This window comes from Candidatus Enterococcus huntleyi, assembly GCF_009933175.1.
Taxonomy (GTDB): Bacteria; Bacillota; Bacilli; order Lactobacillales; family Enterococcaceae; genus Enterococcus_K; species Enterococcus_K huntleyi.
In genome coordinates, this window is the sequence record NZ_MAEJ01000005.1 from 17066 (window position 1) to 30345 (window position 13280).

The following is a 13280-nucleotide window of genomic DNA, read 5'->3' on the forward strand; positions in this document are numbered from 1 at the left end:
ATCAGCTCCTCTATTCCGATAGTTTATACATCAATCATAGCACAGCTACCTGAATAATACACTTATTCCACTTTGCTTATCGCTGACAGAAAAAAAGTTCAAGAAAGTCTTCGTGAAAGACCCTTCTTGAACTTTTTTGGATGAATAAGTAAACAGAATCAACCTTTAATCTCGACGATTTCCACCGAATAAAATAATTAATCGTAGTAACTGCAAGAAGGTTGCTGCAGCGGCTGCGACATAAGTCAAAGCGGCTGCAAATAAAACGTGCCGTGCCATCGGAACTTCCTCTTCAGTCAATAGGCCACCTTCACCGAGAATTTGTAGTGCTCGGCGTGACGCATTGAACTCAACAGGTAAGGTCACCAACTGAAAAACCAAGGCTAGTGAAAACGCCAGAATCCCTAGATTAATCAGGAATTGATTTTGGCCCAAAAATAAGCCTAGTAAAATCAACGGGAATGACGCCATCGAACCAAAATTCGCAACTGGCACAATCGCCGCCCGAATTCTTAGGGGAGCATAACCGGTCTGATCCTGTACCGCATGCCCACATTCGTGAGCTGCCACGCCAATCGCTGCGACAGAAGTTGATTGAGCGGTCGCTTGCGAAAGACTCAATAACTTGTTGCCAGAATTGTAATTATCCGTCAAATCCCCAGAAATCTGCTGGACACCGACATTCGTAATCCCTTGGCTTTGCAAAATATATTGAGCTGCTTGCGTACCCGTCACATGATTTTTACTCTTTATTTGATCATATTTTCGAAAAGTACTATTCACATAGCCAGACGCGGCCATGGAAAGCACCAGTCCTATGATAACTAAAAAATAGGTTGGGTCAAAGAAGAATCCACCTAATCCATACATCTAAATCTCCTCCTCAACTACTATCTTATGCTTCTATTTTTTCGAGTAAATGGTCTGTCAGAAATAACTTCTGCCATAAGCCAACTTTCTACTCCCTTACAATTGTAGCATGAAATCAGTGAAAAATTTGTGAAGAGACTTTGAACAATGCGTAATTTTAGTTTTTCTTCACGAATTCTGATTTTAATTTCATTGGACCAAAGCCATCAACTTTACAATCGATGTTGTGATCACCTTCGACTAAACGAATATTTTTAACCTTTGTTCCTTGTTTAATTGGGTTAGATGCACCCTTTACTTTCAAATCTTTAATGACAGTCACGCTGTCGCCCTCTTGTAAAAGATTGCCATTTGAATCCTTCACAACCAAGCCTTCTTCCTCTTGTGCTGCTACAGATTCATTCCATTCATTTCCACATTCTGGACAAACAAATAATCCTCTATCTTCATAAGTGTACGCTGACCCGCATGTTGGGCAATTCGGTAATGTTGTCATCTTCTTTCTCCTACTCTATTCTTTTTTCTTGAACCTCCATTTTAGCCTATCCCACCCCATTTGAAAAGCCCTCTTCACTTGGCAAATGAGGACCCACTCCCTATTTCCGAGATTATCCCATAACTACTCTACACACGAGAACCCCTCAGCAGTATAGGAAAAATGGCGGGTATAAATAGTTTTCCTGTAGCTAGTTTACGCAAAAAATCAGATAACCCATAGGAAGCAGTTATCTGATAGATTGGTCTTATTTAACAGAAAAAGAGCTATTTACTAGACTCAGATTCTTTATTTTTCAGCCACAAAGGCCTGGCATAATTGTTGAATTTCTTGATAGATTTCTTCTACTTCGGCTAAATCTTTGGCATTTGCACCACTAGCCAACGGATGCCCACCGCCGTGATGGCGTTTGGCCAATTCATTGATAATTGGACCTTTTGAACGTAATCTTACTCGGTAATAGCCTTCCGGTTGTTGAACAAAAATCGCCCAAGCCAAGACTTCGTCAATTGAGCCTGGTAAAGAAACAACTGCGGCTGTTTCAGAATCGACCACCTGAAACTCAGTCAACACTTCCTGTGGCAACATGACTTTGCCGGCGCCATTTGTGTCAACGTGAATATTTTGATACACGTAGCCAGATAATTTAGCCACAGACATTGGTTTTTGATCCAATTCTCGATTTAATTGCGTCACGTCAAAACCAAAACTCATTAATTCCGCTGCTGTTCTCATCGTCTGCGGAGTAGTGGCAGGATATAAGAAGCGACCCGTATCGCCCACAATTCCGCCATATAATAAGCGTGCTGCTTCTTGATTCATGGTTAAATCATCTGGAAATTGGAAGCAAAAATCGGCAATAATCTCACTACAGCTGCTAGCTTTTGTATTCACGTACACCAAATCGCCATAAGGCTCATCATTTGGATGATGGTCAATTTTAATTAATTTGTCCCCGAGCGCATAACGCTCATCACTGATGCGTGGCGAATTGGCAGTATCCGTCACAATCACCAAAGCCCCTTTGTACAGCGCATCCTCCACTGGTTGCATCTCAGCCAAAAACTCTAGGCCTTCAACGGGACCGCCCACTTGATAGATTTCTTTATCAGGAAAACTCGTCCGTAAAATCTCCGCCAGTCCGACTTGTGAACCCAACGCATCTGGATCAGGGCGTTGGTGGCGATGAATAATAATCCGCGGATATTCTTTAATTGCTGCTAAAATCTCTTTTTGAATTTGTTCTTGTACTTCCATCGTGTCTTCTGCACTCCTCTTATTTACGAACCGCCTCTATTATGACCGTTCCATCATTTGACACACAACAATGGCTTTTGCCACAATCGTATTTTCAATGTAGACTTCAATATCTAATTTTGCTGAACGACGCCCCATCTCAAGAATCTTAGGTCGAACGTCCAATTCACTTTCCAACTGGATCAAACGTAGGTAATGTAAATTCATTTGTTCAATCACAATATTGCGTTTTTGATTCATCATCATGGTTTTTTGCGCGACATTTGAAATCACTTCACTCAAGACGCCAAATGAAATCGTGCCGACACTGTTGACCATTTGCGGAGAAACAATAAAATGAAATTGTGGTTGACTAAGCTTGATTCCCTCAGGATCTTCTTCAATCGTAATCACTTCACCCGAAATTTGATCAGAGAGTGTATCAGAAATTTGCGGTTGTCTTTGGACCAGTTGCATTGCCTTCATAACATCTTGACGCGTCACCAAACCACATAACGAGAGATCATCCTCCACGACGGGCATGACTTCAAGTCCATCCCAAATCATTTGATGACTGACAGAAGCGACACTCATGCCTTTTTTCACCACAATAGGTTCCTTCGTCATGACCCGCTCAATCAGCTGGCTATCCACCTTGCCCACTATATCTTTGGCTGTAACAATCCCAACCACACGTAAACTTTTATTTACCACTGGAAAACGCGAATGTCCCGTCGATTCTGATATTTTTTTATACTCGAGTACGGTATCTGTCGCCGCAAGATACTGCGTTTTTTCGAGAGACATGTAAATATCACTGACCAGCATTATATCCTTTTTAATCAACTGATCGCTTAGCGCACGATTGATCATCGTGCCGACGGTAAACGTATCATACGTCGTACGCAAAACTGGCATCTCTAATTCGTCTGCCAATTGGGCAATTTCTGGCGTCGTATCAAAGCCCCCTGTGATTAACACCGCCGCGCCATCTTCTAGCGCAAGCTTTTGGACTTCCACACGGTTCCCCACAATCATCAGAGAACCTGGCGTAATGTAGCGTTCCATCGCCTCTTTGGTCATCGCCCCAATAACAAATTTGTTCAAGACCTTATCCAGTCCAGCCTGTCCACCCAACACGTCGCCTTCAATAATGCGAACCACTTCGCCAAAGGTCAAACGCTCAATATGTTTCTTTAATTTTCGCTCAATCCGAATCGTTCCAACCCTTTGAATAGTCGAAACAAGTCCAACATTTTCAGCATCTTTAATCGCTCGATAAGCTGTACCTTCGCTGACACCCAAATCCTTGGCGATACTTCGAACAGAAATTCTGTGTCCAACTGGTAAGCTTTCAATGTGCGCAAGTATTATATCATGTTTTGTTGCCATAAATTTCTCCTTTACCCTTCAATGCTTCAATCCGATACACCGCTAAAACACCGTAGTTTCATACTTTTTTCAATCGATTATCTTACTCGTTACTCCAATGCTTTCTTCCGGCAATTATTTCTACTTATATCCGATAATTTCTGCTAATTTATTCCTGCTAATTGCTAATGAACTAATTTAAAGCTCAATGCTTTCGCCAGCTGCTAAAACGAGACCACTATCACCGGGCAATTTAGCTACGAAGGCGTGAGGATCTTGTTTGATTACAGGGAAGGTGTCATAGTGAATAGGCACGACTTTCTTAGCCTTCAATAGTTTCGCAGCATAACAAGCTTCTTCTGGACCCATCGTAAAATTATCGCCAATCGGTAAAAAGGCTACGTCGATGGCGAACTGATCACCCCACAGCTGCATGTCACTATACAGTGCCGTGTCCCCTGCGTGATAAATGGTTTTGCCCTCTGCTTGAAAAATAATGCCACTTGCTAAGCCCATATATTGGTTAACGCCGTCAATCTCAATACTTGAGCTATGGTCAGCTCGAACTAATTTTACTGTCCCAAAATCAAAAACGTGTGTGCCACCCAAATTCATGCCATGACTCTTCGCCCCTTGACTCTGAGCGTAATTAGCCACCTCAACCATGCTAATAATCGGCGCATCATTCTTCTTAGCAATCGGAATCATGTCACCAATATGGTCGGAATGACCATGCGTAATTAATAGTGCATCCGTCTTGACCTCAGCTACTTTCAGGTCTGACAATGGATTTCCGCTGATAAATGGGTCGATCAGCACCGTTTTACCTGTTGCTAATTCAATCTCAACACAGGAATGTCCGTGATAAATTAGTTTCACAAAATCGCCTTCTTTCTGACAACTTTTTATTTTCTGTTGCTATACTGTATTATAAAGATGGTACAGTTCTACTCTCCTATTGTAACAGAGAGCAGACAAATCACCAATTACTATAGCTTGTTTTTAGTCGATTTTTTTTGGATGACTTGGATGAACCTACGATATTCTCATCAGCTGTTTCACCACTGACTAAAATTTACAAACCTTAACGTTCCTTCCAGTGGATTTCTAGCGTTATTTCAGCAAGCAAATCTGACAGTTTCCGAGGCTCTTAAGCACCAAAAATAGAGAGAACTAAATTCAAATAAAATTTTTGACAAACTAAATGAAAAGCTTCCTAAATTTCGTAATAGATACTCTCCCTTTAACAGCAAAAGAAGCATAGAAAATCAATACTACTGCTGACTTTCTATGCTTCTACTTTATTCGGACACTTCATTTATTGATGACTGAATACTATTTCTTGTAACAGAAATGGATTACACTGTTGCTTTCTTTCTCAAACGAATGATGGTAAGAAGGAGTGCTACCGCACAAATAATAAATGAACCAAGGAAAGTTACGCGCATCCCTGTGATAAAAATATCAGGTCGATCCGTAATAAAAGTCGTGACACGTTGCCCATATTCCGCACTCATGGCGTGATACAAGATCGTAGTTGCTAAAGCAATCCCGATGACCATCCCAATATTTCGAGCAAAGGAGTTCATGCTACCAGCCACGCCTAAATTTTCTTTTGTCACACTACTCATGACCATCGTATTATTTGGCGACTGGAACAACGAGTTACCTAGGCCCATAATGCCTGTGGCAATTACGTAGTACCAAATCGGCGTTGCTTCGGTCATGAACATATACATTAATTGCGTAATGGCTAACATTGCTAAACCAATTAGCACCAGGATTTGCGGTCCAATTTTATCCGTCAAATAGCCACTAATCGGCGAACCTATCACCATTAAGAAAGGAAAGACCATCATCAGCATTCCTGAATAGCTAGCACTCAAATGGCGCGCATCTTGCAGATAAAAAGGAATCACCACATTGACGAAGAAATTCGAAGAGAAAATCAAAACGGCCGTAATCAAACTCATGGTAAATATTTTATTTTTAAAAATAGTAAACTGGATTAAAGGATTTTCCTTCTTCTTTTCGATAGCGAAGAAGAAAATAAAAGTGATGACTGAAATAGCCAATAAAACTAAGGTTTGAATCGAGCCAAAACCGAGCTCTTGACCGATGAAAATACCGCCAAAGAAGGTCATGATCGTCATCGCAAAGGTCACAAAACCAGCATAATCAATTTTTTCACGAGATTTCGTAATATCCTTAGGCAAGAATTTTTCGCCAATCAACATCGTGATAATCCCCACTGGAATATTGATCCAGAAGATGTACGACCATGAAAGATTCGACAAAATTAAGCCGCCAATCCCAGGACCCGCGATTGAACCTAGAGAAACAAACGCCCCAATCGAACCCAGCGCGCGGCCTCGTTCATTCATGGGGAAAACTTCCGTTACAATTCCTGAATTACTGGCCATCGTCATGCTCGCGCCTAAGGCTTGCACAATCCGACCAAAGAGCAGGAAGCCAAGAGAGTGATTAAAGCCGCAGAGAAGAGACCCGATAACAAAGATCACCGTTCCAATCCGATAAACCTTAATTTTCCCCCAGCTATCACCAATCTTCCCAAAAAGTAACAGACAGGCACAAACCACCATTAAATAAATTGACACAACCCACTCCGATTGATTCATGGGCACATTCATATCTTTTGAAATAGTTGGTAACGCTATGTTGACAATACTAGAGTCAAGGGTCGACATAAAGGTAAACATCGCCACTGAAACAAGTATCCACCATCGATTTTTTTGAACCATTGGATCCTCTTGATATGTTTTCATTCTTAACTTCCTTTCCGCTATATTCCGTTCTCTATTATAACTACACTTAAGATAAATTCAACAAATAACGGTGGAAAAAAAGAATTTTCTTATCGTAATAAAATAGACGGGACATGCTTGTCCGTCATCTTCTGAAAGCTAAGAACTGCTCCATGTCGCTGGGATACTTAATCTATAAGAGATAATACTTTCGCTTCAGATAAGCGGTGCAAACTTGCTAATCAAATACCACAGTTGTTTGATTTTATTATTCATAAACTGTTATTTTATGTAGGCTAGAGAGATAAAAATAGACCCTTTTTCCCCTACTAGTCTTCATTCGCACAGATTTCACGGTAAAAAGTGAATTGAAAAGAGTGATTTTACAAAAAAAACTACTAGGTAATGGATTCTTGCTATTTGACGCTCTTCTAAAAATTTCTGAAAGTGTGCGAATAGACACTAGTGAGAAAAAACAGTGAAATCGCTATGCGAATGAGGAACAGGACTAGATATAGATTATATTTTTTGATTTTATTATAAAAATCACTCGTAGAATCCCCTATCTATAGGATTCTCACTCCCCTACATATTTCAATTCGAACGTTTAAGTGAGGAGGAATGTCCAGTTAATTCCCACTAGTCTTCATTCGCACAGATTTCACGGTAAAAAGTGAAGTAAAAAGAGTGACTTTATCAGAAAAACCGACTAGACAATGGATTCTTGTCATTTGACGCTCTTCTAAAAATCTCCAAAACTGTGCGAATAGACACTAGTGGGAAAAAATCCAAAAATCTCTAATTATCAACATTTTACAAAAAATTTTAAAAAGCGATTTGTTATTACAAGTCCCGCTTATCGGACAAATATAAAATGCCAAAAAATTTATCTCGCCTAGCTTTCTAGCATGCACAATAGTAATACTTTCTTTACTATCAAAAAAGACTTCTGTCATTCTCAGTATTCCGAGAATGGCAGAAGTCTTTCTTATTTGAACTGTGCTTTTGAACTGTACATTCGTATTGCTCTTCGCACTAATTTCTTGTGCTAGTTTTTTGTACGACGTCTTTGGGTTGCTTCCATGATAACTGGAAGAATCACTGGACGGCGTTTAGTTTGCTCAAACAAGTAGCGACTGAGTTGATCGCGGATATCTTGTTTTAGTTTGCTCCATTCGAAGTCGTCATTTTGCAAGTGTTTTTCGACAATCTCGGTGATCATTGAAGAACTTTCTTTCATTAAGTCTTTGCTTGTTTTTACATAAACAAAACCTTTTGACGTGATTTGTGGGGCAGAAACAATTTTCTTCTCGCGACGACTAATCGTTACGACAGCCACAAAAATACCATCTTCTGAAAGAATTTTCCGATCGCGCAAGACGATGTTTCCAATGTCGCCAACACCTAATCCGTCAATCATCACATTCTCAGCAGAGGTGCTACCTGCAACAGTCATACGTTCTTGCTTGTATTCCAAGACATCGCCACGTCCGGTAATAAAGATTTCCTTATAAGCCATGCCAATCTCGTGTGCCAAGTCAGCATGTGCTGCTAATTGACGATATTCTCCTTGGATAGGAATGAAATATTTAGGCTTCATGAAGTTCAACATTAGTTGTAAATCATTTGGGTTAGCATGCCCAGAAACGCGTAAATTATCCGAGATTTGTTTCACATTGCCGCCTGAGCGATAAATCATATCCTCTGTTTTTGCCACAGTGGTTTCCATCGCCGTTGTCGGTGTCGTTGTGATATAGACTAGGTCGCCTTCTTCAATTCGAAGAGTGCGATGCGTGCCGTTAGCCATTTTTTGTAATGACTTGATCGGCTCACCCATACGTCCTGTCTCAAGAATCAATAATTCTTCTGGAGAATAGTTTTTCATTTCTTTTAATGTGACAAATAAATCTTCACTTGGTAATTGGAGTTTTTCCAAACGCATCGCTGTCCGAATAATTCGTTCGAAATCCTGACCCGTCAAGACGACTTTTCGTTTGGTTTTATAGGCAGCATTTAAGACTTGTTGCACACGTTGCAAATTACTTGCGACACAAGCAACAATAATCCGGCCTTCCCAATAACGAATCGTTTCTAACACTTCATCAGCAATCTGTAATTCAGAAGCAACTGGTGTTGGATTTTCCGCATTCGATGAGTCACTTAGTAACGCAAGAACGCCTTCTTTACCAATCTCAGCCAGACGACTATAATCCGTTTGATACATCGGAATAGCCGTTTGATCAAACTTGAAATCACCAGTATAAACGATGCTTCCTTCACTGGTCTTCAAGCTAATGCCGACAGAATCGGGAATCGTATGCGTGGTTCTGAAAAAGCTGACACTCGTCTCGCCAAAATCAATCTCAGTATGCTCATCAACGACATGAAACTCTTTGAAATTCTTAGTTTCTTCATTACGACTCACGCTTAACTTTGCAAGCTCAATCGTTAGTTCCGTTCCGAAAACAGGAACGTTTAATTTGGATAGGAAATAAGGCAATGCCCCAATCGCATCTGCATGGCCGTGCGTTAAAAAGACGCCCGCTACACGTTCAGCATTTTCCTCCAAATACGTAAAATCCGGAATGACAATGTCAATTCCTAATAACTCGTTCTCTGGGTATTTTAGCCCGCAATCAAGAACGAAAATGTCTTCTCCTACTTCAGCAACGTACATATTTTTACCATTTTCTCGTACGCCACCAAGAGGAATTAGTTTGATGGTACTCAAACACGTTCACCTCTCGCTTTTTATAGATTTAAAATACTTAGTATTTGTTCTTTTTCTCTGTCTGTGCAAGCAACAAGTGGTAGGCGCAATCCGCCAACGTGAATGCCTAATTCATTCAGCACTAATTTTACCGGAGCAGGCGAAGGCACTGAAAATAGTGCATCCACTTTTGGCAAATAGTCCCGTTGAATTTTGGCCGCAGCTGAGATATTCCCCTCAGCCAATAATTGAAACATCGCATGGATTTCATTTCCATAGATATGAGAAGCAACTGAAATGACCCCTTGTCCACCTAATGCTTTGGTAGAAAAGGCTAAGCCATCCTCACCTGTGTAGATCAGAAAATCTTTCGGTGCTTTCTCGATCAGCTCAGTAATGGCATCCATACCTGAACATTCTTTAATCCCAATAATGTTCTCAATCTCGGCTAAACGTAACGTCGTTTCTACCGCTAAACTTGCAACAGTCCGTCCAGGTACATTATACAACAGAATCGGCAAATCACTCGCTTTGGCGATTGCTTCAAAATGTCGATACAAGCCCTCCTGGTTGGGTTTATTATAATAAGGGACAACAGCAAGACCGGCATCGATCCCATCCATTTCCGCAATTTCTTTGACAAAATTGACCGAATCTCTGGTGTCATTGGTTCCTACACCACAAATAATTGGCACGCGTTTGTCCACAATTCGGATCACTTCTTCAAACAAAGTAATTTCTTCATCATGGGTCAAGGTCGGTGATTCACCGGTTGTTCCCGCTAAAATAATTCCGTCTGTATGGCTACTCAGTAAGTGCTCGACTAAGGCTGGTAGCTGTGAAAAGTCAATTTCCCCGTGTTCATCAAACGGCGTAACCATCGCCGTAATAATTGATGCATTCGTTAATTTCATACTTAATTTCCTCCCGAAAAAAAATTAAACTCGTACCAAATTCATTTCATGTAACGTCTCAGCAATTTGAACAGAATTCCAAGCCGCACCCTTCAGTAAGTTATCTGAAACCACCCATAGATGGAAGCCATTTTTCACATCAACGTCTTGACGAATCCGGCCCACAAAGGTTTCTTTCTTACCGATACTAGTTAAAGCTTGCGGATACAACTGTTGACTTGGGTCATCTTGTAAAACAACGCCAGGTGCTTTCTTCAACAAATCTTTGATCGCTGAAACAGACGTTTCTTCCTTCGTTTCGATATAGACAGACTCAGAGTGTCCCATAACAACCGGAATGCGGACACACGTTGCGACAACTTTAATTGCCTCATCCGACATAATCTTTTTGGTTTCGTTAATCATCTTCCACTCTTCATTGGTGTAATCTAAATCAGAAAAAACATCAATCTGAGGCAACGCGTTAAACGCGATTGGGTAATGTTTCTTATCGCCACCTGCAGGCAAAATTTCGGCAGTCAACTCGTCAGCTGGCTTATCTGCTAGGTAGTCTTTCGCTTGCGTTTTCAACTCTTCAATGGCACTTGCTCCCGCACCAGAGACAGCTTGATAAGTAGAAACGATAATTCTTTCCAACCCAGATGCTTGGCGAATAGGTTCTAAAGCCACCATCATTTGGATAGTCGAACAATTAGGGTTAGCAATAATTCCCTTGTGCTCTTTTAGCGCCTCTTTGTTGACCTCGGGTACGACTAAAGGAACTTCTGGATCCATCCGGAAATGGCTCGTATTATCAACCACTACAGCTCCGCGTTTCACAGCTTCTGGCGCAAAGATTTTTGAAATCCCACCGCCTGCACTAAATAACGCCAGATCAATTCCTTCAAATGATTCTGGAACCAACTCTTCAATCGTTAATAACTGACCTTTAAATGGCAATTGCTTCCCTGCCGAACGTTTTGAAGCTAACAACTTCACTGTTTTGATGGGCAAAGTCGTTTGCTCAAGCATCTCGATCATTCTTGTACCCACTGCTCCTGTCGCACCTACCACTGCAACATGATATCCATTTTCCATCTTTACACCTTCTTCATTTTTTCATAGAAACATACTTTTCTCATTTTACCACAATTCCTATAATTACTATAGACTCAGTTAGCTTTTTTATCTTGAAATTAGCTCGATAAGTCAATCAGACGATTCAGACAGACGAACGCTTCATAAAATCTGCCTTTGCTACAGGCTTTTCACCGACTAAAGAGACAACCACACAGGGATTCTCAGCGGTAGAAATCAGCACGCACTAGAAATGATTTTCTCGACAAAAAAAGCCTATCTTCATGTCACACTCACGCTAGATCCAGAAATCTAGGGTTTCGAGTGTTACCATAAAAACAGACTTCATTTCCACTTTAGCCCAGAATTACTCAGTGTCTGACAACTCAGACGAGTAAAACACGGCAAAGTAAGGGCACTATTTTCAGAGAAAAACTATCTCGTAGACCAACCAGTTTTCTTAAGCGTAAGCAAGGCATAAATCCTGGTCACTGAGATGAAAAAACCATAAATAAAGCAATAGAACGTTGATAACAAGTACAGTCGCAAGCCAAATTGGCGATATTTAACCGAAGTAATCAGGGAGACTAGGAAAGAATAAATCACCCAGACGAAAACCATTTTGACCGTCACAGATATACCGATGGTCAAAACTAGGGCAATTGCCATCAGCCAATTAAAGGCCCATAGATAGGCTTCAAAGAGCTGATAAAGTAACACGATTGGCTTCTTCCAACAATGTCTAATTGAAAAAAGCGATTGTAAATAAGCTGATTTGAGCCAACGAACTTGTTGTTTGAAATACTTTGGTAGCTTTTCAGGTACTTCTGTATAACAAACAGCCGTATTTTGATACACACAATCATAGCCATTTTGTTTCGAGATATCAGTCAACAAACGATCATCGCCAGCAATACAATTAATGCCGAAGAATCGTTCGCGCCTAAATGTTTCCAGCGCGCGCTCATCGAAAATTGCTCTGCGGTGCATACTCAAAGCACCAGAAGCCACGATCACGCTATTAAACATACTTTGTGAAGCGCGCCCCACCTCGAACGTATTAAAATAGACAATTTCCTGAATTTTAGCTAAGTAGCTGGCCTTATAATTCCTCACCATAATTCTGCCACAGACAGTGCCAACATTCTCATTAGAAAATGGCTTACGTAGCTCTTCCACCGCATTTATTTTTAGCTCTCCATCAGAATCGAGCATCAATAACAATTCATTTTTCGCATGGGCAATGCCCCAGACGATGGCCTCTTTCTTGCCTTTATTTTCTTCAAATCGATGTACCACAATCGGGATATCCGTCTGTTGGTAAGACGATAGAAAATCGAAGCATTCCCTACTCTCGCTGCCATCATCGATAAAAATAATCTCATCCACCTGCACACTTTGTTTAACAAGTGAATCAATTGATTTTTCTATCGCATCCAGTGTCTCGTTATAACACGGAATAATCGCCGTTACTTTCAATTCATCAGATTCACCATGTATCGGTTTATAAAAAAACGAAACAAAAACTTTAAATAACAAATAGCCAAAATTCAAAGAAATCAGCATCTGGAACCATATGTACGTTTCGTCTCCATAACTTCTTACTAGAAAAATCGCCAGTAATAAAGCGAACACCAACAACACATCAAAAACAACATTCGTTTTACCTACTTTTCTCATACTCATCTCCCAGCACAATTTTTTCTTTGAGTATAACAGTCGTATTGGCATAAAACAACGATTTGAAGAAAAATCTAATAAATAAACACAGGTGTTTTTTTGACTCAGCACTCAGACTTATTTCCACCCTCACCATCAGGCCTCTCCAATTCTTCAACCGTATTTTCTACTATTGAAAGACG

Annotated in this window: 10 protein-coding genes; all 10 read right to left on the reverse strand. The window is 40.6% G+C overall.

What is annotated here, in order from left to right; all coding sequences use genetic code 11:
* Positions 1 to 165: 165 nt before the first annotated feature.
* The 10 genes from BAU15_RS04315 to BAU15_RS04360 all read right to left on the reverse strand — a co-directional run bounded on the left by BAU15_RS04315 (position 166) and on the right by BAU15_RS04360 (position 13104).
* Positions 166 to 870, reverse strand: a complete 705-nt coding sequence (locus BAU15_RS04315) for a zinc metallopeptidase (protein ID WP_161841539.1) — start codon at positions 868 to 870, stop codon at positions 166 to 168.
* Between the two features lie 157 nt (positions 871 to 1027).
* Positions 1028 to 1366, reverse strand: coding sequence for a zinc ribbon domain-containing protein YjdM (locus BAU15_RS04320; RefSeq protein WP_161841540.1), 339 nt, complete (start codon positions 1364 to 1366; stop codon positions 1028 to 1030).
* Between the two features lie 288 nt (positions 1367 to 1654).
* Positions 1655 to 2623 carry a DHH family phosphoesterase gene (locus BAU15_RS04325; RefSeq protein ID WP_161841541.1) on the reverse strand — a complete coding sequence of 323 codons (969 nt, stop codon included), beginning with the start codon at positions 2621 to 2623 and terminating at the stop codon, positions 1655 to 1657.
* Positions 2624 to 2662: 39 nt separating this feature from the next.
* Positions 2663 to 3994 (reverse strand): DRTGG domain-containing protein, encoded by a 1332-nt coding sequence (locus BAU15_RS04330; protein WP_161841542.1) that lies wholly within the window; start codon positions 3992 to 3994, stop codon positions 2663 to 2665.
* A 177-nt stretch (positions 3995 to 4171) separates the two neighbouring features.
* Positions 4172 to 4852 carry a metal-dependent hydrolase gene (locus BAU15_RS04335; protein WP_161841543.1) on the reverse strand — a complete coding sequence of 227 codons (681 nt, stop codon included), beginning with the start codon at positions 4850 to 4852 and terminating at the stop codon, positions 4172 to 4174.
* Between the two features lie 479 nt (positions 4853 to 5331).
* Positions 5332 to 6759, reverse strand: a complete 1428-nt coding sequence (locus BAU15_RS04340) for an MFS transporter (RefSeq protein ID WP_161841544.1) — start codon at positions 6757 to 6759, stop codon at positions 5332 to 5334.
* A 1027-nt stretch (positions 6760 to 7786) separates the two neighbouring features.
* Positions 7787 to 9469 (reverse strand): ribonuclease J, encoded by a 1683-nt coding sequence (locus BAU15_RS04345; RefSeq protein WP_161841545.1) that lies wholly within the window; start codon positions 9467 to 9469, stop codon positions 7787 to 7789.
* 20 nt (positions 9470 to 9489) lie between these two features.
* Positions 9490 to 10362 (reverse strand): 4-hydroxy-tetrahydrodipicolinate synthase, encoded by an 873-nt coding sequence (gene dapA / locus BAU15_RS04350; protein ID WP_161841546.1) that lies wholly within the window; start codon positions 10360 to 10362, stop codon positions 9490 to 9492.
* A gap of 24 nt (positions 10363 to 10386) precedes the next feature.
* Positions 10387 to 11439 carry an aspartate-semialdehyde dehydrogenase gene (locus tag BAU15_RS04355; RefSeq protein WP_161841547.1) on the reverse strand — a complete coding sequence of 351 codons (1053 nt, stop codon included), beginning with the start codon at positions 11437 to 11439 and terminating at the stop codon, positions 10387 to 10389.
* Positions 11440 to 11853: 414 nt separating this feature from the next.
* Positions 11854 to 13104 carry a glycosyltransferase gene (locus BAU15_RS04360; RefSeq protein ID WP_161841548.1) on the reverse strand — a complete coding sequence of 417 codons (1251 nt, stop codon included), beginning with the start codon at positions 13102 to 13104 and terminating at the stop codon, positions 11854 to 11856.
* Positions 13105 to 13280 lie beyond the last annotated feature (176 nt).